This window comes from Rhodococcus sp. SORGH_AS_0301, from assembly GCF_030818285.1.
In the GTDB taxonomy this organism is placed as follows: domain Bacteria; phylum Actinomycetota; class Actinomycetes; order Mycobacteriales; family Mycobacteriaceae; genus Rhodococcoides.
The window spans coordinates 2823032-2844336 of record NZ_JAUTAC010000002.1 but is presented as its reverse complement, the minus strand read 5'-3'; the positions used below and the strand labels follow the sequence as shown (position 1 = coordinate 2844336).

23 protein-coding genes are annotated in these 21305 nt (G+C 69.1%); 9 read left to right on the top strand and 14 right to left on the bottom strand.

Annotated features, from left to right (window positions below; translation table 11 throughout):
• Positions 1 to 49: 49 nt before the first annotated feature.
• On the bottom strand, positions 50 to 541 hold the full coding sequence (locus QE397_RS13975) for a glutathione peroxidase (RefSeq protein ID WP_027504148.1): 492 nt from the start codon (positions 539 to 541) through the stop codon (positions 50 to 52).
• Between the two features lie 67 nt (positions 542 to 608).
• On the opposite strand from QE397_RS13975, the gene QE397_RS13970 reads away from it, so the two are divergent.
• The 3 genes from QE397_RS13970 to QE397_RS13960 are packed head-to-tail and all read left to right on the top strand — an operon-like array spanning position 609 to position 4360.
• Complete coding sequence (locus QE397_RS13970) at positions 609 to 944, top strand: hypothetical protein (RefSeq protein WP_081821049.1); 336 nt, start codon at positions 609 to 611, stop codon at positions 942 to 944.
• A 48-nt stretch (positions 945 to 992) separates the two neighbouring features.
• Positions 993 to 2396, top strand: a complete 1404-nt coding sequence (locus QE397_RS13965) for a sigma 54-interacting transcriptional regulator (RefSeq protein ID WP_307095385.1) — start codon at positions 993 to 995, stop codon at positions 2394 to 2396.
• Positions 2396 to 4360 (top strand): VWA domain-containing protein, encoded by a 1965-nt coding sequence (locus QE397_RS13960; protein ID WP_056446995.1) that lies wholly within the window; start codon positions 2396 to 2398, stop codon positions 4358 to 4360. The genes QE397_RS13965 and QE397_RS13960 overlap by 1 nt, the downstream gene beginning before the upstream one ends.
• A gap of 6 nt (positions 4361 to 4366) precedes the next feature.
• Here QE397_RS13960 and QE397_RS13955 read toward each other — a convergent pair whose 3' ends face one another.
• The 6 genes from QE397_RS13955 to rpmB are packed head-to-tail and all read right to left on the bottom strand — an operon-like array spanning position 4367 to position 6820.
• On the bottom strand, positions 4367 to 4828 hold the full coding sequence (locus QE397_RS13955; protein ID WP_027504144.1) for a hypothetical protein: 462 nt from the start codon (positions 4826 to 4828) through the stop codon (positions 4367 to 4369).
• A gap of 53 nt (positions 4829 to 4881) precedes the next feature.
• The gene (locus QE397_RS13950) at positions 4882 to 5808 is read right to left on the bottom strand and encodes an AEC family transporter (RefSeq protein ID WP_056447002.1); all 927 of its coding nucleotides are present in this window, start codon (positions 5806 to 5808) and stop codon (positions 4882 to 4884) included.
• Between the two features lie 31 nt (positions 5809 to 5839).
• Entirely contained in the window at positions 5840 to 6094 is a 255-nt protein-coding gene (gene rpsR, locus QE397_RS13945) for a 30S ribosomal protein S18 (RefSeq protein ID WP_027504142.1), read from the bottom strand.
• Between the two features lie 12 nt (positions 6095 to 6106).
• On the bottom strand, positions 6107 to 6412 hold the full coding sequence (rpsN, locus tag QE397_RS13940) for a 30S ribosomal protein S14 (protein WP_027504141.1): 306 nt from the start codon (positions 6410 to 6412) through the stop codon (positions 6107 to 6109).
• Positions 6412 to 6582, bottom strand: coding sequence for a 50S ribosomal protein L33 (rpmG, locus tag QE397_RS13935; RefSeq protein ID WP_027504140.1), 171 nt, complete (start codon positions 6580 to 6582; stop codon positions 6412 to 6414). Before rpmG ends, rpsN begins: the two co-directional genes overlap by 1 nt.
• 1 nt (position 6583) lies before the next feature.
• Complete coding sequence (gene rpmB / locus QE397_RS13930; protein ID WP_307095380.1) at positions 6584 to 6820, bottom strand: 50S ribosomal protein L28; 237 nt, start codon at positions 6818 to 6820, stop codon at positions 6584 to 6586.
• A 146-nt stretch (positions 6821 to 6966) separates the two neighbouring features.
• On the opposite strand from rpmB, the gene mrf reads away from it, so the two are divergent.
• From mrf to QE397_RS13905, 5 genes are read left to right on the top strand one after another with little or no spacing between them, the layout of a single operon-like run.
• A complete protein-coding gene (mrf, locus tag QE397_RS13925) occupies positions 6967 to 8265 on the top strand; it encodes a ribosome hibernation factor-recruiting GTPase MRF (RefSeq protein WP_307097557.1) in 1299 nt (432 codons plus the stop codon).
• A complete protein-coding gene (locus QE397_RS13920; protein ID WP_027504137.1) occupies positions 8262 to 8519 on the top strand; it encodes a type B 50S ribosomal protein L31 in 258 nt (85 codons plus the stop codon). The genes mrf and QE397_RS13920 overlap by 4 nt, the downstream gene beginning before the upstream one ends.
• A 3-nt stretch (positions 8520 to 8522) precedes the next feature.
• Entirely contained in the window at positions 8523 to 8699 is a 177-nt protein-coding gene (gene rpmF / locus QE397_RS13915) for a 50S ribosomal protein L32 (RefSeq protein WP_056447007.1), read from the top strand.
• A 17-nt stretch (positions 8700 to 8716) separates the two neighbouring features.
• Positions 8717 to 9196: a cation:proton antiporter regulatory subunit gene (locus QE397_RS13910; RefSeq protein WP_027504135.1), complete on the top strand. Its 480-nt coding sequence runs from the start codon at positions 8717 to 8719 to the stop codon at positions 9194 to 9196.
• A 3-nt stretch (positions 9197 to 9199) separates the two neighbouring features.
• Positions 9200 to 10375, top strand: coding sequence for a cation:proton antiporter (locus QE397_RS13905; RefSeq protein ID WP_027504134.1), 1176 nt, complete (start codon positions 9200 to 9202; stop codon positions 10373 to 10375).
• On the opposite strand, the gene QE397_RS13900 is transcribed toward QE397_RS13905, so the two are convergent.
• The 3 genes from QE397_RS13900 to QE397_RS13890 all read right to left on the bottom strand — a co-directional run bounded on the left by QE397_RS13900 (position 10290) and on the right by QE397_RS13890 (position 14622).
• Positions 10290 to 10823: a DUF1992 domain-containing protein gene (locus tag QE397_RS13900; RefSeq protein ID WP_307095376.1), complete on the bottom strand. Its 534-nt coding sequence runs from the start codon at positions 10821 to 10823 to the stop codon at positions 10290 to 10292. The genes QE397_RS13905 and QE397_RS13900 overlap by 86 nt on opposite strands.
• A gap of 27 nt (positions 10824 to 10850) precedes the next feature.
• Positions 10851 to 13235 carry an ATP-binding protein gene (locus QE397_RS13895; RefSeq protein ID WP_307095374.1) on the bottom strand — a complete coding sequence of 795 codons (2385 nt, stop codon included), beginning with the start codon at positions 13233 to 13235 and terminating at the stop codon, positions 10851 to 10853.
• Positions 13236 to 13371: 136 nt separating this feature from the next.
• The gene (locus tag QE397_RS13890; RefSeq protein ID WP_027504131.1) at positions 13372 to 14622 is read right to left on the bottom strand and encodes an Ig-like domain-containing protein; all 1251 of its coding nucleotides are present in this window, start codon (positions 14620 to 14622) and stop codon (positions 13372 to 13374) included.
• Positions 14623 to 14746: 124 nt separating this feature from the next.
• Here QE397_RS13890 and zwf point away from each other — a divergent pair, with 124 nt between their 5' ends.
• Positions 14747 to 16204, top strand: a complete 1458-nt coding sequence (zwf, locus tag QE397_RS13885; protein WP_056447015.1) for a glucose-6-phosphate dehydrogenase — start codon at positions 14747 to 14749, stop codon at positions 16202 to 16204.
• Position 16205: 1 nt separating this feature from the next.
• Here zwf and QE397_RS13880 read toward each other — a convergent pair whose 3' ends face one another.
• Genes QE397_RS13880 through QE397_RS13865 form a run of 4 tightly spaced genes read right to left on the bottom strand, consistent with a single transcriptional unit; the run spans position 16206 to position 21064 of the window.
• Positions 16206 to 17414 carry a lipase family protein gene (locus tag QE397_RS13880; protein WP_307095371.1) on the bottom strand — a complete coding sequence of 403 codons (1209 nt, stop codon included), beginning with the start codon at positions 17412 to 17414 and terminating at the stop codon, positions 16206 to 16208.
• Between the two features lie 6 nt (positions 17415 to 17420).
• Entirely contained in the window at positions 17421 to 18713 is a 1293-nt protein-coding gene (locus tag QE397_RS13875; RefSeq protein WP_307095369.1) for a hypothetical protein, read from the bottom strand.
• Positions 18700 to 19812: a glycosyltransferase gene (locus tag QE397_RS13870; RefSeq protein ID WP_307095367.1), complete on the bottom strand. Its 1113-nt coding sequence runs from the start codon at positions 19810 to 19812 to the stop codon at positions 18700 to 18702. Before QE397_RS13870 ends, QE397_RS13875 begins: the two co-directional genes overlap by 14 nt.
• Entirely contained in the window at positions 19799 to 21064 is a 1266-nt protein-coding gene (locus tag QE397_RS13865) for a hypothetical protein (protein WP_307095365.1), read from the bottom strand. The genes QE397_RS13870 and QE397_RS13865 overlap by 14 nt, the downstream gene beginning before the upstream one ends.
• Positions 21065 to 21305: the final 241 nt, after the last annotated feature.

Sequence of the window (21305 nt, the reverse complement as noted above, 5' to 3'; positions counted from 1 at the left end):
AACCCCGACCCCCCCGAACTTCGACCCCCCGAACCTCGACCCCCCGGGCTCAGTTCTTCGCGAGGACCTTCTCGATCGGCTTCGCGAGCTTCTCCGGCTTGGTGGTCGGCCCGAAACGGTCGACCACCTTGCCGTCGGCGTCGATGAGGAACTTGGTGAAGTTCCACTTGATCCGGCTGCCCAGCACGCCCGACTTCTGGTCGCGCAGCCACTTGTAGAGCGGGTGCGCGCCGTCGCCGTTCACCTCGATCTTCTCGTGCATCGGGAACGTGACGTCGTACCGCAGCGAGCAGAAGTTCTTGATCTCGTCGGCGTCGCCGGGCTCCTGGTGCCCGAACTGATCGCACGGGAAGCCGAGAACCACCAGCCCCTGCGGCCCGTACGTCTTGTTCAGCACCTCGAGGCCCTCGTACTGCGGCGTGAATCCGCACTGCGAAGCGGTGTTGACGATGAGGAGCGGCTTGCCCTTGTAGGCGGCGAGGTCGACGGGCTCGCCGTCGATGGTCGTGGCGGTGAAGTCGTATGCACTGGTCTCGGTCACCGCTCGACGCTACCGGCAGGAGGCCACATCGTGTTTGGTCTGTTCTCGGCGAGGGTAGACGCGGGCCATGACTCAGGACCACCGTGACGGCGACCCGGACGGCGGAATGAAGGAGGGCAGCTCGGAGCGCGAGCCTCGCGACGACGAGCGGACCTTCCGCGCACACGCCGGCGAGGCCATCGCCGATGCCCGGAACTGGCCCGGCTACTTCCTCATCGCACTGGGCCTCGGGGCCATGGGTCTCGGGCTCACTGCCGCAGGAGGCGGTTTCGAGGGGTGGGTGATGATCCTGTTCCCGGCCACCGTGATCCTCTGGGCCGCCGGTCTGACAGTGATCCTGCTCGAACGCAAGCGCGTCAAGAACGCCGAGGGCAAGGACCTGACGGACCCGTCGGGGCACTGATCGAGCTGTGCACGTGCCGAAACGGCTCGACGCTCGTACGTTGGAAGGGTGACCCAGTCTCCCAGTAGTCGAGATCCACACCCGCGCGCGACCACCCTCGGTGAACTCCGCGCGTCGGGACACGTCCAGAAGACAGTCAAGAACGAACTCCGCGACAACCTGCTCGACGCCCTGCGCGAGGGCCGCGACGCATGGCCCGGCATTCTCGGATTCGAGAACACCGTCCTTCCGCAGATCGAACGCGCACTCCTCGCCCAGCACGACGTCGTTCTCCTCGGCGAGCGCGGGCAGGGCAAGACCCGCCTGCTCCGAACCCTCACCACGCTGCTCGACGAGTGGACGCCCGTCATCGACGGCTCCGAGCTCGGTGAGCATCCCTACGACCCCATCACCCCCGCCTCGATCCGCCGGGCAGCCGAACTCGGCGACGATCTGCCGGTGTCCTGGCGCCATCGCTCCGAGCGGTACTCGGAGAAGCTGGCGACCCCGGACACGTCGGTGGCCGACCTCGTCGGCGACGTCGACCCCGTGAAGGTCGCCGAGGGCCGCAGCCTGGGCGATCCGGAGACAATCCACTTCGGCCTCGTGCCGCGTACCCACCGCGGAATCGTGGCGATCAACGAGCTGCCCGACCTCGCCGAGCGCATCCAGGTGTCGTTGCTCAACGTGATGGAGGAGCGCGACATCCAGATCCGTGGCTACACGGTGCGGTTGCCCCTCGACGTGCTCCTCGTCGCGAGTGCGAACCCGGAGGACTACACCAACCGCGGTCGGATCATCACTCCGCTGAAGGACCGGTTCGGCGCCGAGATCCGCACCCACTATCCGATCCTGCTGACCGACGAGATCGCGGTCATCGAGCAAGAGGCCGACCTCACCGCAGTCGTGCCGCCGCACGTGCTCGAGGTGCTGGCGCGGTTCACCCGGCTGCTGCGTGAATCGCCGTCGGTCGACCAGCGTTCCGGCGTCTCGGCTCGGTTCGCCGTCGCCGCCGCCGAGACCGTCGGCGCGGCCGCCGTGCACCGTGCCGCCGTGCTGGGCGAGTCCGATCCGGTGGCTCGACCCGTCGACACCCAGACGATCGTCGACGTCCTGCGGGGCAAGGTGGAGTTCGAGTCGGGCGAGGAGGGACGGGAGATCGAGGTTCTGAACCACCTGCTGCGGCGGGCCACAGCCGACACCGCACGGGACTCGCTCGGCGGTATCGACCTGGGCCCTCTCGTCACGGCCGTCGAGCAGGGTGAGCCCGTGATCACCGGTGATCGAGTCACCGCGAAGGTGCTGCTGAACGAGTTGCCGGATCTTCCTGTCATCGATGAGATCGCCGAGCGTCTGGGCGCGACCTCCGACGGTGAGCGCGCCGCGGCTGTCGAGCTCGCGCTCGAGGGTCTCTACCTCGCACGTCGCATCGGCAAGGACACCGGCGACGACGGGCAGACGGTGTACAGCTGATGGCGGGCCACAACTCCCGGTACGGGCCGTACGTCGACGGTCCGGATCCGCTGGCGCCACCCGTCGATCTGCGGGAGGCGCTCGACGCGATCGGTCAGGACGTTCTCGAAGGTGCGTCGCCGCGCCGCGCGATGCAGGAGATGTTGCGTCGCGGGACGAAGAACATGCGCGGCCTGGACGATCTCGCCGCGCGGGCGAACCGTCGTCGGCGGGAACTGCTGAAGAACAAGAATCTCGACGGCACCCTGCAGGAGGTGCGCGAGCTGTTGGACGAGGCGGTCCTCGAGGAGCGCAAGACCCTGGCCCGTGCGCTGGACGACGACGCCCGCTTCCAGGAGATGCAGATCGCCGAACTGCCTCCGTCGACGGCGCAGGCCGTGCAGGAGCTCGCCGACTACGACTGGCGCAGTAGCGAGGCGCGGGAGAACTACGAGAAGATCAAGGATCTGCTCGGCCGCGAGGTGCTCGATCAACGCTTCAAGGGCATGAAGCAGGCACTCGAGGGGGCCACCGAGGAGGACCGTGCTCGGGTCGCCGAGATGCTGTCCGATCTCAACGACATGCTCGACGCCCATGCGCGCGGGGAGAACACCGACGAGCAGTTCGAGAAGTTCATGCGCGATCACGGTGAGTTCTTCCCCGAGAATCCCGAGACCATCGACGACCTGATCGATGCTCTCGCGGAGCGGTCCGCGGCAGCGCAGAGGCTGCGGAACTCGCTCTCCGCGGAGCAGCGTGCCGAGCTGGACGCGTTGGCGCAGCAGGCCTTCGGCAGCCAGGACCTGATGGACCAGCTGTCGCGACTCGACGCGAATCTGCAGTCGGCCCGGCCGGGGGAGGACTGGGACTCCGCCCAGAAGTTCCGCGGTCAGGAGGGCATGGGACTCGGCGACGGGACCGGTGTGCTGCAGGACATCGCCGAACTCGAGGAGCTGGGGGACCAGCTCTCGCAGCAGTACAACGGTGCGGCGCTCGACGACATCGACGCCGATGCGTTGCTGCGCCAACTGGGTCCGGAGGCGGCCGCGGACGCGCGGACGTTGGCGGACCTGGAGAAGGCGTTGCAGCAGGAGGGTTTCCTCGACAAGGGGGCCGACGGACAGTGGCGCCTGTCCCCCAAGGCCATGCGGCAGTTGGGGCAATCGGCTCTGAAGGACGTCGCGGGCGGCATGGCATCGCGCCGCGGTGAGCGTGACACCCGCCGAGCGGGCGCGATGGGCGAGCCCACCGGTGCGTCGCGCGCCTGGGAGTTCGGCGACACCGAGCCGTGGGACGTCGTCCGGACGGTGACCAACGCCGTCCTGCGCACCGCGACGGAACCTCGCGGAGACGGCGAGACCGGAGTGCGTCTGGCCGTCACCGACGTCGAGATCAGCGAGACCGAGCTACGGTCACAGGCCGTGGTGGCCCTGCTGGTGGACACGTCGTTCTCCATGGTGATGGAGGGTCGCTGGGTTCCGATGAAGCGGACGGCGCTGGCGTTGAATCACCTCGTCAGCACGCGGTTCCGCGGCGACGATCTGACGATGATCGGTTTCGGACGACACGCGCAGACGCTCACACCGTCGGAACTGGCGGGGCTCGACGGCGCGTGGGACCAGGGCACCAACCTGCACCACGCGCTGATGCTGGCCACGGCGCACCTGCGGCGCAATCCCAACGCCCAACCCGTGGTGCTCATCGTCACGGACGGCGAGCCGACCGCCCATCTCGAACCGGACGGCCACGCCTTCTTCGATTATCCGCCGCATCCGCGGACCCTCGGGTTGACGGTCAGGGAGCTCGATACCCTGGCGAAGATCGGTGCGCAGGTGACGATCTTCCGGCTGGGAGACGATCCCGGTCTGGCCCGCGTCGTGGACCGGATGGCCCAGCGCGTGGGCGGGCGGGTCGTCGCACCCGATCTGGACGGACTCGGTGCCGCGGTGGTGAGCGACTATCTGAGCGCCCGCAGGAAGCGCTGAGCCGGCTCAGGTCCCGTTGAGCACCGTGCGGGTGCCCACCGGGGCCGCGAGCTGCAGCTCCATGGTCCCGTACACGGCGATCATGATGCAGGACTTGTCCTTCGCGGATTCGAGGGTGCCGGTCCGGACGGTGACCACCACCGTCTCCTCGGTCTCCTCCACGGTCGCGTCGGCGCCGTAGCACTCGGGAGTGCCGGTGACGAAGTGCACCGCGATCCGGTTGCCCGGCAGCGCGGTCCACGCCTCGAACGGTGTGGACTGCGCCATCACCAGCGACGCGCCGGGTGTGAACTCGGTGCCCACCTGGTCCGCGGCCACCTCGTGGGGAACCGGCGGTGAGCCGGGGACGGGCACGAGGTCGGTGGGGGACGCCGCGCCGGTCTCGAGGTCGCCGGCGTCGCCGGGGTCGGAGGAGCCGCATCCGCCGAGTGCGACACACAACAGCAGCCCCAGGGCGAACGACCTCATGACCTCCACGGTAGCGCGGCCGCGCGCGGGCCCGGCCGAGCTCGCTCCCACGGTCACGCGAGCAGCGCGGCGACGAGGGCGATGACGGGAACGGACACCAGCGTCGTGACGAACGCGGTGTCGCGTGCCAGCACGGTTCCGCGGCCGTAGCGGGTGGCGTAGATGAACACGTTCTGCGCGGTGGGAAGCGCTGCGATGACCACCACGGCGAAGAGGTCGTGGCCGTCGATGCGCCACACCCACCGCGCCAGGACGTAGGTGAGGACGGGCAGCACGGCCATCTTGAGAAAGGTCGCCAGCGCGACGTCGCGGCGCGGTCCGGCTCCCCGCTCGAGCACGCGTACGCCCTGCAACGACATGCCGAAGGCGAGAAGGGCGCCGGGAACGCTGGCGCCGCCGAGCAGTGCGAACGGCTGCATCACGGGGTCCGGCAGGCTCAGACCCGTCACGGCGAGCGCCAGTCCGGCGAGGCCGGCGAGGACGATCGGGTTGGTGAACGGGGCTGCCACGACACCGACCAGCGAGGTGCCGCGCGACGACGTCGAGACGTCCAGGATCGTCAGGGCCAGCGGCGAGTAGATCATGATCTGGAAGAGCAGCAGCGGCGCGACGAACGAGGCGTCGCCCAGGACGTACACGGCGATGGGGATGCCGAGGTTGGCCGCGTTGACGTAGGACGCGGCGAGTGCCCCGATGGTGGCCTCGGGGACCGTGCGCTTCGTGATCGTCAGGGCGATCACCAGATACAGGGCTCCGACCAGCAGAGCCCCCACGGCCGTGATGGCGAGTGTGGGGGAGAAGATCACCGACAGGTCGGCGCGGGCGAGGGTGTCGAACAGCAGCGCCGGAGTGGCGACGAAGAACACCATCCGCCCCAGAACGAGTCCGCCGGACTCACCGAGTACGCCCGTACGGGCGACGACGTAGCCGATGAAGACGACCACGAAGATGACGGTGAATCCGGCGAGAACTCCTGACACGGGGGGCCTGTCAGCCCCTACCGGTCGACACTCAGCGGGTGGTGAACGGAAGGAGCGCCATCTCGCGTGCGTTGCGCACGGCGGTGGCGACCTGACGCTGCTGCTGGGGGGTCAGCCCGGTGACACGGCGGCTACGGATCTTGCCGCGATCGGAGATGAACTGACGCAGCAGGTTCACGTCCTTGTAGTCGACCTCGGTGATGCCCGCCGCGATGAGCGGGTTCTTCTTGGGCTTGCGATCCTTCTCGACCCGATCCTTCTTGGACGGGCCCCTCTTCACTGCCATGAGTTCTCCATCTCACCAACTGCTCTTGTGGACGCCGGGAAGTTCCCCGCGATGTGCTCTCTCTCGAACGCCGATGCGGGAGAGTCCGAATTTCCGGAGGTACCCGCGCGGGCGACCGTCCGCAGCGTCTCGATTGCGCAATCTTACCGGACTCGCATCGCGCGGTAGACGCTGGAGAGCCCGCTGCGCCGCGAACCGGTCCTCGTCGCTCGTCGAGGGCCTCCGGATCAGCTCTTTCAGCTCGTGGCGACGTGCCGCGTGGCGGGCGACGATCTCGGCCCGCTGGGTGTTGCGGGCGATCTTCGACTTCTTGGCCATCAGCGTTCCTCCCGGAAATCGACGTGTCGACGCACGACGGGGTCGTACTTGCGCAGGACCAGTCGGTCGGGATCGTTGCGCCGGTTCTTCCGGGTGACGTACGTGTGGCCGGTGCCGGCGGTCGACGTCAGTTTCACGATCGGCCGGACGTCGGTGCTCTTGCTCGCCATGTCAGGACTTCTTTCCGGCCGCGACGAGCCGCGTGACGACGGAGTCGATGCCGTCGCGGTCGATGGTCTTGATCCCCTTCGCCGAGACCGTCAGCCGCACTCGTCGGCCGAGGCTCGGTACGAAGTAGGTCTTGTGCTGCACGTTGGGGTTCCACCTCCGACTCGTGCGGTGGTGGGAGTGCGAGACGGACTTCCCGAAGCTCGGGACCCGTCCTGTGACGTCGCAGTGCGCGGACATCGGGAACCCTTCCTCTCTGTCGACTGGTGACCGGACTTTATCGACAACAGTTGTCGACAAGCGCTGTATCGGAACTGTACGCTCGGACGCCGGTAACTGACAATCGTTGTCGACAACTCGAAGAACCGAAAGGACGTGCAGTGCCGATGGAGAACCTCGAGGCGCCCGACAGGAGAACGCCCCTGGTCGTGGTGTGCGGGCCGGAGGATCTCGGCGCCGCGGTGAGCGCGACGTTCCAGGAGCCGGGCACGATCGTCCTGCACCACGACCTCTCCGACGCCACCGTCGGTGTCGTGCGGCGGCGGACGGTCCGGATGGACGACGACGCCACGCCGACCACCCGGGTCGTCGACCTGGCGGGTCTCGGGTGCTGCGTCTCCTGCCTGCTGCGGGAGGATCTGCTCCCCCTGCTGCGATCGGTCTCCGCGGACTCGTCCGTGCGACGCATCGTCGTCCGGGTCGATCCCTCGCTGGAGGTCGAGGCGATCTGCTGGGCGATCGAGAACACCGTCGTCACCGGCATGGTCGGCCGGGTGGACGCCACGGCGTCGCGAGACGTGCGCATCGAGGCGGTCGTCGGCTGCGTCGACGGCGCGACCTGGCTGTCCGACGCCACCGGCGACGAGCTCGTCGGCGAACGGGCGTTCCCGCCCGGGCCCGACGGCGGTCAGGTCGTGGATCTTCTCGACGACCGCACCGTCGCGCAGGTCGCCGTCGGCACCGTTCGAGGGTCCGATCTGCTGGTCGTCGCGGACACCGGAGTCGATCGGTGGGACGCCGCGCGCCTAGACGCGGTACTGGCGCGGCTCGCACCACGCGCGCCGCGGGTCTGGATCCTGCCGGGCGAACGTCCGCGAGACCTGCTGGCCCGCGTTCCGGCGACGGCGCGGCGAGGACTCGTCGACGACGCCCACGCGCCACTGCTCGACGGGCAGCCGCCGCTGTCGGCGGAGTGCGGCGTCACCCTGGTCGAGTTCACGGACCGACGGCCGTTCCACCCGGGCCGGCTGCACGACGCGATCGACGTTCTCCTCGACGGTGTCGTCGCCACCCGCGGTCGGCTGTGGGTGGCCACGCAACCCGACGCCGTGCTGTGGCTCGAGTCCGCCGGCGGTGGGCTCCGGGTTGCCTCCGCGGGCTCGTGGCTCGCGGCCATGGCACCGGACGACTACGAGGAGGCGCCCACCGCCCGCCGCGCTCTCGCCGCACTCGCATGGGACGAGGAGTACGGGGACCGCGCGCAGTCGCTGGTGGTGCTGGTGCACGAGGCAGATCCCGAGCACGTGTACGCGGCGCTGTCCGACGCGCTGCTCACGCCGGACGAGCTCGAGACTCCCGAGCTCTGGGCCGAGTGGGCTGACCCTTTCGGGCAGTACCACGAAGATCCCTGCGAGACAGACAGTTCCGCCGTCGGGGCGGACGACGACAGAAGGGCTGCACAGTGAAGAAGAACGTACATCCGGACTACCATCCGGTCGTATTCCAGGACTCCGGGACGGGATCGATGTTCCTGACGAGGTCGACCGTCACCAGCGATCGCACCGTCGAGTACTCGGACGGTCGCACATATCCCCTGGTGGTCGTCGACGTCACCAACGAGTCGCACCCGTTCTGGACCGGCGCGGCGCGGGTGATGGACACGCAGGGACGCGTCGAGAAGTTCGAGCGTCGCTACGGCACCCGCACGAGAAAGGCCTGACCCGTGGCTGTTCCCAAGAGGAAGATGTCCCGCTCGAACACGCGCAGTCGACGCTCGCAGTGGAAGGCGACGCCGCCGGATCTGGTGTCCGTCACCGTCGGCGGCGTGACGCACCGGGTGCCGCGTCGGCTGGTGAAGGCGGTGCAGACGGGACTGTTGGACCCGTCACGACTGACCTGAGGGGCTAGCATCGCCGCATGAACGTCGACGTCACCCTGCTTCCCGGCATCGGGGTACGCAAGGATTTCGCGCTGTCCACGGGGCGACGCATCGGGGTCATCACGCGCAAGGACGGCACGAACGAGCTGATCGTGTCGAAGAAGGAGGACCCGGACTCGACGCAGGCGTCGATCACGCTGACGAACGAGGAGGCGGCGGCGCTCGGCAACCTGCTGGGCACGCCGCAACTCGTCGCGCAGCTGGGGGAGGAGCACCGCGACCTCCCCGGTATCCGGACCCGGCAGTTGCCGATCCACGAGGGATCCCGCTTCGACGGCCGACTTCTCGGCGACACCGCCATGCGGACCAAGACCGGGGTGTCCATCGTGGCGGTCATGCGGGCGGGGCAGGTCCAGCCGTCGCCGCCGCCGAACTTCACCCTCGTCTCGGGCGACCTGCTCGTCGTCGTCGGAACGAGCGACGGTCTCGATCACGCAGCGAAGATCCTCGGTAGCTGACGGGTGGGAGAGACTGCGCTCGGACTGACCGAGCTGGGCGCTGTCTTCTTCGCGCTGGGGTTGCTCGCCAGGCTCGCTTCGCGGATCGGCATGTCCCCCATCCCGTTCTATCTGCTCGCCGGGTTGTTCTTCGGCAACGGCGGCATCGTCGAGCTCGACGGCATCGACGACTTCACCCATCTCGCGAGCGAGATCGGCGTGGTGCTGCTGCTCCTGCTCCTCGGACTCGAGTACACCGCGAACGAACTGGTCACCGGGCTGCAACGGTCGTGGACCGCGGGCCTGGTCGACCTGGTGCTGAACTTCGTGCCCGGTGCGGTGACAGCGCTGATTCTCGGCTGGGGACCGATCGGCGCCCTGGTGCTCGGCGGTGTCACCTACATCTCGTCGTCCGGCATCGTCGCCAAGGTGCTCGGTGACCTGGGCCGACTGGGCAACCGCGAGACGCCCGTCGTGCTGTCCATCCTGGTGTTCGAGGACCTCATGATGGCGCTCTATCTGCCGATCCTCACCGCGGTGCTCGGCGGCGTCAGCATTCTCGGCGGCGCCGAGGCCGTGGGGATCTCCCTGCTCGTCGTCGCCGTCGTGCTGGTCGTCGCACTGCGGTACGGGTGGGTGGTGTCGAAGGTGGTCGCCAGCCGGGACCGAGAGGTGGTGCTGCTGAAAGTCTTCGGGCTCGCCCTCTTGGTGGCCGGAATCGCGTCGGCGATGCAGGTGTCCGCGGCCGTGGGGGCGTTCCTGCTCGGGATCGCCATCTCGGGATCCACCGCCCAGGCCGCCACCCGGGTGCTCGAGCCCTTGCGTGACCTGTTCGCGGCCATCTTCTTCGTCGTGTTCGGGTTCAACACCGACCCGCGCTCGATCCCGCCCGTCCTCGGGTACGCGGTGCTGCTCGCGGTCATCACCGCGGTGACCAAGGTGGCCACCGGCGCGTGGGCCGCGAAGCAGATCGGCGTGGGACAGCTGGGCCGGATGCGTGCCGGGGCAGCACTGATCGCGCGCGGCGAGTTCTCCATCGTCATCGCGGGTCTGGCCGTCGCGGCCGGCGCCGTGGAGAGCGAGCTGGCCGCACTCGCCACGGCCTACGTGCTGATCATGGCCGTCGCCGGACCCATCGCAGCCAGGGTCGTCGAGCCCGTGACGCTGCGCGTGCTGGCGGCGCGGGGTCCGACGTCATGAGACCGGCCTGTTGCAGCGATGCCTTCTTCGCCGCGAGCGCTGCCCGAGCCGCTGACCGGTCTTGGGTCCACTGCGCGACCACCTCGTCGGCGTCGACGCGGCCGATGGGTACCTGAGGTCCCACGGGCGCCCGCAGCCAGTCCATGATGCGCGCGTTCAGATCCTTGACGATCGCACGGACCGCGTCCTCGGACCGTACGTCCCGCAGCGCCTCCGGGAGACGCTCGACCTCCTTGCGCAGGCGGAGCGGCGTCGGCAGAAGAGCATCGCCCGAGAGGTTCTCGCGCTTCAGATACCCCCGCACCCAGGACAGCTCGTCGGTGCTCGACGGTGGGATCGGCTTGCCGAGGCCCGGCAGGTTCTCGAAGGCGCCGTTCTCCTGAGCGGACGCGATCTGCCGGTCCACCCACGTCTGGACACTGATGTCCGACGGCTTGCGTTCCGTCATGCGACGAGACCTCCTGCGCTGCTGTGCCTATCCGACGGGGTCGGACCCGAGCTCCTCCACGAAGTCGCGGACCAGTTGCTCCGCGATCACCCGAGCCTTGACGTTGGCGGCCTGACTCATCGTCGCGATGTGGTCGAAGGCCGCCTCCGGCGACATCCGCTGCGTGACCATCAGCAGGCCCACTGCCTGACTCAGGACACTGCGGCTGTCGAGCGCCGTGCGCAGCGAGGACACCTCGCGTTGCGCGCTGCCGAGCAGCTGCTCCCGCAACCGGGCGAGCTCGAGGTGCACCCGGACACGTGCGACGAGCTCCGCCGGCTGGAACGGCTTGGTCACGTAGTCGTCCGCACCGAGGCGGAGGCCTTCGACGACCGACTCGGATCCCGCACGTGCACTGAGCAACACGATCGGGACGCGCACCAGCCGGCCGTCGGACCTCGCCTCGTCGACGAGCGAGAGACCGGAGCGTCCCGGCAGCATGATGTCGCTGACGATGACGTCCGGCGGGTGGGCGCGGGCGTGCGCCATCGCGGAGTCGACATCGGCGAACATGGTCACGTGCCAGTTCTGTTCGCGGAGCAGTCCGACGAGGTAGTCGCGCATGTCGGCGTTGTCCTCGACGAGCACCACCTGGCGCTGATCGGGTGTCGGATCGGTCCGGACGCCGTCCAGCGGTCGCCAGGTGTCGGCTTCACCGATGTACCCGGCGCCCAACGCTTCCGCGACCTCCTGTGTGGTGGCGTCGGAGGCGGGCGGCGCGGACGCCACCGTGCGGGGAAGCGTCACGGTGAACGTGGATCCCGTGCCGTCCGGGCCGTCGCTCACGTCGATGGTGCCGTGCAGGGCGGCCACGAGGTCGCGCACCAGGGAGAGTCCGACGCCGGACCCCTCGCGGCTGCGACCGGCGGCGGCCGCGACCTGATAGAACCGGTCGAAGATCTTCGCTCGGTCGGCCTCGGGGACACCCGGTCCCGTGTCCGTGACCGTCAACGTCACCGTGTCCGCGTCGTCTCGCAGGCTCACGGTCACCGATCCCGCCGTCGTGAACTTGACCGCGTTGGACACCAGGTTCATCACCACGTGAGTCCACATCGTGCGGTCCATCTCGGCGAAGCGGTGGGTGACGTCGTCGAGTGCGAGGTGCAGTTCCACGCCGGCCCGCGCCGTCGCGTCGCGGAACATCGAGGCGCAGTCCGTGGTGAGCGAGACGATGTCGGTCGGTTCGAGAGACACGACGAATCCGTCGGCATCGCCGCGGGCGACGTCGAGCAGGGTGTCCACCAGTCGCTGCAGTCGCAGTGCCGCGCGCCGCGCGGTCTGCAGCGATCGCACCCGGTGCGGCGGCAGTGGGTTCTCCTGGTCGTCCACCACGTCGCCCAACGGACCCAGGAGCAGTGTCAGCGGGGTGCGGAACTCGTGGCTGACGTTCTCGAAGAACCGGGTCTTGGCAGCATCCAGCTCTTCCAGGTCGCGAGCCCTGCGGCGTTCTGCCGCATACGAGTACGCATCCGTCAGCGCCGTCGAGATGCGTCCGGCCACCAGATCGAGGAACACGCGGTACGGCTCGTCGAAGCGCCGCAACGCGCTGATGCCGGCCACGAGAACGCCGACGGGTCGGCCCGACGACGCGTGCAGGGGGAGCACGACGGCGGTCGTGCCCACGATCTCGCCGACACCGCTGTTGCTGACGCGATCGATCACGTCGCGATCGACGGTCGTGGCGGTGTGCGGCCGACCGGGGAGCGTCGCGGACGTCGAGGCGACGGGACGGATCTCGCCGAGTTCCGCGTTGTGGGTGGTGCGGAGGTGGATGGACGCGAACGGCACGTCGGCCTCGTTGCCGGCGAGCAGGTCCAGTGACGCCCGGCAGACGTCGTCGATGTCGCGGGAGGCCACGGAGATCGAGCCCAGCTCGTGCAGCACCGACATGCGGCGCTCCGCCAGCACCTGCTGGGTCACGTCGGTGGTGGCGACGAAGACCCCGTTCACCGTGTCGCCGGAACCGAGGATCGGGCTGTAGGAGAACGTGAAGAACGTTTCCTCGAGGTAGCCGAAACGGTCCAGCAGGACGCGCTGACGGGTGCGATGGACGGCGGTGCCGCGCAGGGCGTCGTGCGCCAACGGGCCGAGCTGCTCCCAGCCGACGCGCCAGCAGTCCGCGGCGCGCTGGCCCACGGCCTCGGGAAACAGGTCGCCTGCCATCGGGGTGTAGGCGTGGTTGAAGAGCTGGACCAGATCCTCGCCCCACCACACGAGCTGTCCCACCTCGGACGGGAACAGCGTGCGGATGGCGGTCACCAGTGCGTCCGGCCAGTTCTCGACCGGTCCGAGTGACGTCGTCGACCAGTCGAACTCGCGATGGGCGGTCGAGGTGGCGTCCGTGCCGGGGAACAGCTCGTCGCGGGTCGTCACGCGACCACGTGCATCATGCGAGCACACCCGTCATGCGCTGTGTGCTGTCGTCGTCCCCGGCATTCCTGATGAACCTTCCTCGCGCGTCTCCGTACAGTGTAAAGGTGCGCGCGGGGTGGTGACGACTGCGAGCGGATCAGGCCAGCGCACTCCCGGCGAGCCACTCGGACCACGGGACGCTCCAGTCACCGTTCTGCCACTGCTGCAGCGGTGCACCGCCGGTGTCGCGCACCTCGACGACGTCGCCGGGCACCGAGAAGTCGTAGAACCAGGACGCGTTGGCCCGGCTCAGGTTGAGGCAGCCGTGCGAGACGTTTGTGTTGCCCTGCGCCCACACGGTGTCCTCGAGTTCGTGCAGGTAGATGCCGTCGTTGCTGATGCGCGTCGCGTAGTTGATCGACTCCTTGTACCCGAGGCGCGAGTTCACCGGCAGCCCGTACGTCGAGGAGTCCATGATCACCGGGTTCGCCTTGTCCAGCACGGTGTAGACGCCGGGCTGAGTCCAGAACGTCAACGTCTGGCCACCGACGGTCTCGCTGCCTCCCATGCCCATCGACGTGGGCATGGTGCGCACGAGCGTGCCGTTCTCGTACACCTCTACCTGCTTGGTGTCGTCGTCGGCGACGGAGACGTGCGAGTCGCCGATGGTGAACGACGTGGTGACGTCCTCCTGTCCGAAGAGGCCCTCACCGACCTCGACGCCGTACACCTTCGCGGAGATGGTCACCGCGGTTCCGGGCGTGTAGTAGTTCTCCGGCCGCCAGTGGACGTTCTGGTCGTCGGCCCAGTACCAGGATCCGGTCACGGCGGGCGTGGTCTGGACGGACAGCGTGCGCTCGGCGGCGGCGCGGTCACCGATGGGCTCGTCGAAGTGCACCACCGCGACGATGCCGACGCCGAAGGTGCCCCCGTCCGTGAGCAGGTTGCCGCCCGACGTCACGAAGGACGGCAGCGTGTAGTTGTCCGGCTCCACGGTCGTGAACGTGCTCGTCTGCTCGTGCGCGGCGCCGTCGGTCGCCTCGGTGTCGATCTCCAGTGAGTACTGCTTCCCGTAGCCGAGCGTGGTGGCCGGCTTCCAGGTGGATCCGTCGGGTGTCACGACCCCGTCGACGACGACACCGTCCGCGTTCGTCATCCGCACCGCGGTGATGGTGCCGTTCGACGCCGTCACGCTCACCGGCGCGAGCGGGTTGACGTCGGCCGCGCCGTCCGGCGGGTCGAGGGTGAGGGTCGGCGCGGGTGCGGCCTGCGTCGTCTCCGGCGCGCCGCCGGAATCACCTCCCGAGCCGCCGTCACTCGATCCGATGGTGCAGGCCGAGGCCAGCAGCATCACGAACGCGAGGCACGCCAGGAGAACGGTGCGGAGAAGGGCAGGACGGGACGACATGCAGGTGCTCCGTAAGGTGCGGAATCGGGCAGCGCGACGACACGGCGCTGACCACCACGGTAGCGCGTGCGCGGCGCTCACCCCCGCCGAGCGGGAGTGCGGGTTCGATGGAAGCATCGCGGGCATGACCACGACTCGCCGCCGATCCTCCGTCCCGGACGCGTTGCCGCCCCAGGTGGTCGTCCTCTTCGGTGCCACCGGAGACCTGGCCAAACGCAAACTGCTCTCGGGGATGATGCACCTCGTCCTGTCCGAACTGGCGCCACGGATGCGCGTCGTCGGTACGTCGTTGCAGGAGATGACGTCGGACGAGTTCCGGGCGATGGCGAAGGAGGCGATCGAGCAGTTCTCCACGCGCACACCGACGGAGGACGAGTGGGACCGCTTCGCGACTCGCCTGACCTACGTGCCCCAGACCGCCGGCCCGCAGGCGTTGTCGGACGCGGTGGCAGCGGCGGAGAAGGAACTCGGGGACGGCGTGCAGCGGCTGCACTATCTGTCGGTACCGCCGTCCGCGGCGCTCGCCGTCATCGACATGCTCTCCGAGGCGACGCTCGTCGAGCGGGCCCGCATCATCATGGAGAAGCCGTTCGGCACCGATCTCGCCAGCGCCGTCGCGCTCAACGCGGCTGTGCACGAGACCTTCGCCGAGGAGCAGATCTTTCGCATCGACCACTTCCTCGGCAAGGAGCCGGCGCAGAACATCCTCGCGTTCCGCTTCGCCAACGGTCTCTTCGAGCCGATCTGGAACCGCACGTTCATCCAACACGTGCAGATCGACGTGCCCGAGACTCTGGGACTGGACGGCCGCGCCGGCTTCTACGAGTCGACGGGTGCCTTCAAGGACATGGTGGTGACCCACCTGTTCCAGGTACTGGCCTTCACGGCCATGGAACCGCCCACCGCGCTGGAACCCGAGGCGATCAAGGAGGAGAAGAACAAGGTCTTCCGCTCCATGCTTCCCCTCGATCCGCGGAACGTCGTGCGCGGCCAGTACTCCGGCTACCGCAGCGAGAAGGACATCGCCCCCGACTCGGACACCGACACCTTCGTCGCCCTGAAGTGCCACATCGACAACTGGCGGTGGGCGGGTGTGCCGTTCTATCTCCGGACCGGCAAGAAGCTGGCCGAGGGGCAGCGCATCATCTCGATCGCGTTCCGGGAGCCGCCCAAGTCGATGTTCCCGGCGGGCTCCGGCGTCGGCGCCCAGGGGCCGGACCACCTGACCTTCGACCTCACCGACTCGTCGAAGGTGTCGCTCTCCTTCTACGGTAAGCGGCCGGGCCCGGGCATGCGCCTGGACAAGCTCAGCATGCAGTTCGCGCTGCACGAGACGGAGAGTGCCGCAGACGTTCTGGAGGCGTACGAGCGGCTGATCCTCGATGCGATGCACGGGGATCACACGCTGTTCACCACGTCCGAGGGCATCGAGCGGCTGTGGGAGGTCTCGGCACCGCTGCTCGAGGACCCGCCGCCCGTCCGGTCCTACGCGCCGGGATCGTGGGGTCCCAACGCGATCCACAGTCTGGTCGCGCCCGATGCGTGGCGGCTGCCGTTCGAGCGCGAGTGGCGCGGGGAGTGACCTAGTTGCAGGTACTCGGCGCCGGTGTCCCGGCGAACCGGCCGTCCAGCCATTCCGCCGGCGCACTTCCGAGGTTCAGGATGCCGTGGCCCTGCCCCGGTGCCTCGCGGAGCTCGATGGTGTCGCCGAGTGCGCACGCTCGCTGCACCGCGGCCACCGTCCACTCCGGGAGTGCGAGTCGATCCAGTTCGCCGTAGCCGACGAACATGGGCGCGGTCGCCGCGGCGCCCGGCACTCCGGCCTCGGTGAGCCACGCGCGCAGACGATCTGCGGCGGCCTCGTCCACCGGTGCGTAGTCCGACGGTGTGACGGACTCGGCGATCGCGCTCTCGAGCCCGTCGTTCTCGCCCTCGCAGGCGGCGAAGACGTCCCGACGTTCGTACAGCACACCGCGGAGGTAGTCGGTCACCTGGAGGTCGGGGTGCGCGACGGACAGCCCTGTCAGGACCGACGGCACCAGCGCGACCTGTTCGGCGGTGAGTGTTCCGGCCACCATCGCGTCGACGAGCGGGCTCAGGTCGGTCGCGGGGGACATGCTGATGGTGCCGACGAGGCGGAGTCCGTCGCCGTAGTCGGCGGCCCGTTCGTTGGCGGCCCACACCGCCTGCCCGCCCTGGGAGACGCCGTAGCCGATCCAGGAGTCGGACGCCGTCGGTTCCACCTCGCGCGCTGCGCGCACCGCGTCGATCACGTTGTTGCCGGCCGTGGCGGCATCGAGGTACGGGTGCGGACCCGGGGTGCCCAGGCCCTCGTAGTCGGTCATGGCGACCACGTAACCGTTGGCGAGGAAGGGGATCACGGTGGTGAGCGCCCCCAGCAGCCCGATGTGGGTGGACGGTGCGCACCGACTGTCGGTACCGGTGGTCGCGTGGCCGACGGAGACGACCGGCCACCCACCTGCCGGTGGGTCGCCGCGAGGAACGAGGACCAGCCCGCTCACCTCGGTGGCGGAGCCGTCGATGCCGGAGGTCGAACGGTAGAGCACCGTCTTCGACACCGCTGTCAGGGTGGCGAGCGCGGGATAGCCCGCGAAGTCACGAGGGGTGCCCAGCAGTGAGCCCGCGGCGACGTCGGTGAGAGAGTCGACGGCCGTCTCCGGGGCCGACTCTCCCGGCAGCCCAGCGCAACTCGCGCAGAGGACGGCCAGCACCGACAGCCAGATCAGCGCGACCTGGCGGCGCGCGGTCGTCGTCCCGATGATCGCGGCCACCGCACGTCACTCCCCGTCGGAGCGCAGGTCGGCCGTGTTCCGGCTCAGCAAACCGACAGGATCGGCACACGCGCGGGCGAGGGCACGGTCGACCGTCTCGGTCTCGATCATGCCGCTGCAGAACGACGCCGAGTACGAACGTCCGCCCTGGACCTGCGAGACGAGGATCGAGATGCCGTCCGGGCCGTCGGGTTCGAGAGAAGCCGTCATCTGACGGGGCCGACCGTCGTCGAGCCAGGGAAGGTGGTCGTAGATCGAGAGGGTGCCCAGGTCGCTCACCGCGAGTCGCGGTCGGTCGGGCACCGTGACGACGTCCTCGCTCGGCGCCGGTGCCGGGGCCGTCCGGTGACCCTTGAGAGTTGCTCGGGCATCGGCCATTCCGAGCACGGCGATGGGCCAGCCGGAGTCGATGACCTGCTTCATGACACCGGCGACGTCACCCGGCGTCGGCAGCACGGGCAGGCGGACCGGGATACCGATCGCGAAGTTGCCGTGTTCCGCGCGGTGCTTCTCGTCGAGGTACCGGCGGCAGTTGAAGAGGATCATGACGTGCTCGTCGAGGGGGACACCCTCGGAGCGCAGAGCGGCGACGAGCAGAGCGACCGACACCGACGCGCCGGTGGCGCCCGGCGCGTTCGCCTTCGACCACGATCGCAGTTCCGCCACCTGCTCGGGACGCATGTAGGCCGCGCGCGTGGTCTTCGACGATTCCCAGTGCTCGATACGGCGCGTCGGCGCCCCGTCGGCCGTCGCGTCACGCCGTTTGTGGACGGCGCGTAGGCGCCGGAAGTCCTGCAGGGCACGAGGGTTGGATCGGTAGTGCCGCCGCAGAGCACTCCACGTGGCGCTTCTCGGCAGCGACGGCGCCATGCTGCGTGCGATCGCGAAGCCGGGGTCGCACGCGGCGGCGCCGACCAGCAGTACACCGAGCTGACCGTCGCCCACGCCGTGGGAGTAGTGGACCACGGCGTAGTCACCGCACAGCACGATCTCCACGGGGGCGCGTACACCGTCGCGGGTGCGCACCCGGTCCATCAGCTCACCGAGGTCGTCGGTGGCCAGATCCGGCCTGCTGGTGACGGCAGTGCCGGCGCCGACGTCGGTGCGGTACGCCCAGTTCCGACTGTCCGAGCGGGGATCGAGCCGGATGCGGGAGGTGGGGGACGCGTTCTCCGCCGCGGCGAGCATCGCGCGCGCGGCGTCGACGTCGAGACCCGCCGTCGGCCCGACGACGGCGAGGGTCTGCGCGGACGCGAAGGTGCGGTCGAGTTCGGTCGACGGGTACTCAGACTGCGGCATCGATCACCTCCTGCATTCGTGAGCGGAAGTTGGCTCGCGAGAAGCCTTCCGCCCAGACGCGGATCTGCGCTCGATCGAACTGGGCCGGGTCGAACGACGTCATGGCGTCGGCGAAACCGGTGACGATCTCGTCGTCGGTACCGGGCTGCACGTGCAATCCGGTGGTGCCGTGGATGACCGAGTCGACGGCACCACCCTCACCGAGCGCGATGACCGGGGTACCGGTGGCCATCGACTCGACGGGAACGATGCCGAAGTCCTCGATGCCGGGCATCAGCAGTGCACGCGTGGAGCGGTGGAGCTCGAGCAGCTTCTCGTGCGAGACGCGGCCGAGGAACACCGTCTTCGGTCCGGCGAGGGCGCGGCACTGCTCCATCGCGCGGCCGTCGCCGGCGACGATGAGCGGTACGTCCGCCAGGGCTGCTGCACGGATCGCGATGTCGGGACGCTTGTACGGCACCAGGCGACCGGCGAGCAGGAAGAAGTCCTCACGCTCCACCGTCGGATCGGGAGTGAAACCCTCGGTGTCGACGGGTGGGTGCACCACCACGGCGTCGTCTCGTCCCCACCAGCGCGAGATGCGGTCCGCTACGGCGGTCGAGTTGGCGACGACGGTGGTCAGACGCGGCGCGGCTCCTGTCTCGCAGCGCCGTGCGACGGCCGACAGTGCCGTGAGGATCGCGGCACCTGCGCGGCCGCCGCCCTCACCCGCCCGCAGTTCCGGATCCCACGCCCAACGCGCCGGGCTGTGCACGTAGGCGATGACGGGAGCGTCGGTCGCGTGCACGGCCTGCGTCGCGAAGGCGTGGTGGCTCACGACGACGGCCTCGGCGTCGCGCAACGGCAGACGACGGAACACCGTCGGCATCAGCGGCAGGACCGGGGCGTAGGACCGCTGACCGATGCCGTTGTAGATCGAGTTGAGCCACGTGGTGTCCGGCGGCGTGGTCAGCCCGGCGGGAGTTCCCTCGGGACGGGCGATGGGTGCGTACACGCGCGCACCCGGCCACTGCAGAGCGAGCTGTTCGACGACGTGCTCGGATCCGGCGATCTCGGTGAAGCGCTCGTGGACGATCGCGATCTTGTCAGTGTCTGGCATTGTGTCCGACCTGTTCCTCGGGGCGCTGGGAGGCCGTGCGTCCACCCGGAGCGGGATCGGACCGGCGCTTGCGGCCGGACGGTTGCACGACGAGGTGAGTGTGGATGCCGAACGTCCGCAGCTGCTTCAGCACTCCCTCGGCAGCTCGGCGGTCGCGTCCACCGGACGACAGTAGTACCACCGCGGTCTCGACGTCGTGCACGTCGACGAAGGTCCACCACTCGCTCGTGAGGTCGGCCCCGACGAGTGCGTCCGGGTGGCGGGGCTGCCCGCCCGTGGAGAGGGAGGTGGGAGCCGGATACACGGCGTCGTCACCGACGAGTACCAGCACGTTCTGCTCGATGCGGCCGTGGGCGGCGTGCCGAGCGCCGGCCGATCGGGTGCCGTTGCCGTTGCTGCCGTTGCCGTTCGACGACGGCGCGCCCCGGTCCGACGCGGCCACCGTCGCGGCGACGATGGGCGGCAGGCCCGTGGTCACCTTCGGATCGAAGTCGGCCTGGTACTTGCGAGCGACGCGGCGGGCCCACGCGGGCCGCGGACGACGCCCGAGTCGACTGCGCAGCAACACGATCAGCTCGGCGGCGACGATGAACGCCACCAGGCCCGCGACGGAGGCCTCCGAGGCGGGCATCGGTGAGACGGGGGCGGTGCTCTGCTCGGGCACGGCGAGCACCACCAGCTGGTTCCCGCCGCCCGTGCTCTGGAGCTGTGTCAGCTGGTCGCGGAGGTCGGCGAGCGACTGGTCCGATGCGGAGCGGGCAGGGTCGCCCGGGATGAGCTGGGAGTTGCGGGCTTCCTCGGCCGCGATCGAGGCTTGAACCTGCTCGAGCTGCCCCTGTGCGTTGCGGGCGGCGTTGGCCGACGACGCCTGCGACACCGTGGTCACCGTGGTGCGGGCGACCTCGAGGGCGAGCTCGGGGGAGTCCGCGGTGACGGTGAAGGTGAGCAGCGCCGGCGACGTTCCCGGGGCGAGCTCGAGGTGGGAGGCGAGCTCGCCGGCGTCCCAGCCCGTGTCGACCTGCGACAGCACCTGATCGAGCACGTCGTTGTCCGCGGCCAGCCCGATGAACGGGGCGCGCAGCTGCTCGATGAACGCGTCGCCCGGGATCACCTCGCCGGTCGCCCGGATCTCCGTCACGACGGATGCCGCGTACTGCTTCTCGGTGCCGTACTCGCGGAGGGCGAAGACGCCGGCGCCGACGATCAGCGCGATGATCAGAGCGGGAAGGAACGCGCGTCCCAGTTCCCGCATGTGCCCGGCGAGATCTATCGGCGGAGGTACGTCTCCGCGGTGCACGGGGTCGTCTACGGGCGCCAACCGAATCTCCTCGAGTTGCTGGTGCGCGTGCGGTCATGCCAGGTCGACGGCATGTCCCATTCGATACTACGCAGGGACGGAGACCATTCCTGCGTAGGCGAATTGCCGTGTGTCACCGTTCGGGAGATCGGTCCGAGGGCCGTCGTGAAACCGACGCGGTACCCATTCTGGGCGC

What these genes read in the sequence shown, in the direction of transcription:
- QE397_RS13970 (WP_081821049.1), top strand. Translation starts at nt 609, where the DNA reads ATGACTCAGGACCACCGTGACGGCGACCCGGACGGCGGAATGAAGGAG.
- QE397_RS13960 (WP_056446995.1), top strand. Translation starts at nt 2,396, where the DNA reads ATGGCGGGCCACAACTCCCGGTACGGGCCGTACGTCGACGGTCCGGAT.
- QE397_RS13955 (WP_027504144.1), bottom strand. Translation starts at nt 4,828, where the DNA reads ATGAGGTCGTTCGCCCTGGGGCTGCTGTTGTGTGTCGCACTCGGCGGA.
- rpsR (WP_027504142.1), bottom strand. Translation starts at nt 6,094, where the DNA reads ATGGCAGTGAAGAGGGGCCCGTCCAAGAAGGATCGGGTCGAGAAGGAT.
- rpsN (WP_027504141.1), bottom strand. Translation starts at nt 6,412, where the DNA reads ATGGCCAAGAAGTCGAAGATCGCCCGCAACACCCAGCGGGCCGAGATC.
- rpmG (WP_027504140.1), bottom strand. Translation starts at nt 6,582, where the DNA reads ATGGCGAGCAAGAGCACCGACGTCCGGCCGATCGTGAAACTGACGTCG.
- rpmB (WP_307095380.1), bottom strand. Translation starts at nt 6,820, where the DNA reads ATGTCCGCGCACTGCGACGTCACAGGACGGGTCCCGAGCTTCGGGAAG.
- mrf (WP_307097557.1), top strand. Translation starts at nt 6,967, where the DNA reads ATGGAGAACCTCGAGGCGCCCGACAGGAGAACGCCCCTGGTCGTGGTG.
- QE397_RS13910 (WP_027504135.1), top strand. Translation starts at nt 8,717, where the DNA reads ATGAACGTCGACGTCACCCTGCTTCCCGGCATCGGGGTACGCAAGGAT.
- QE397_RS13900 (WP_307095376.1), bottom strand. Translation starts at nt 10,823, where the DNA reads ATGACGGAACGCAAGCCGTCGGACATCAGTGTCCAGACGTGGGTGGAC.
- QE397_RS13890 (WP_027504131.1), bottom strand. Translation starts at nt 14,622, where the DNA reads ATGTCGTCCCGTCCTGCCCTTCTCCGCACCGTTCTCCTGGCGTGCCTC.
- zwf (WP_056447015.1), top strand. Translation starts at nt 14,747, where the DNA reads ATGACCACGACTCGCCGCCGATCCTCCGTCCCGGACGCGTTGCCGCCC.
- QE397_RS13875 (WP_307095369.1), bottom strand. Translation starts at nt 18,713, where the DNA reads ATGCCGCAGTCTGAGTACCCGTCGACCGAACTCGACCGCACCTTCGCG.
- QE397_RS13870 (WP_307095367.1), bottom strand. Translation starts at nt 19,812, where the DNA reads ATGCCAGACACTGACAAGATCGCGATCGTCCACGAGCGCTTCACCGAG.
- QE397_RS13865 (WP_307095365.1), bottom strand. Translation starts at nt 21,064, where the DNA reads ATGCGGGAACTGGGACGCGCGTTCCTTCCCGCTCTGATCATCGCGCTG.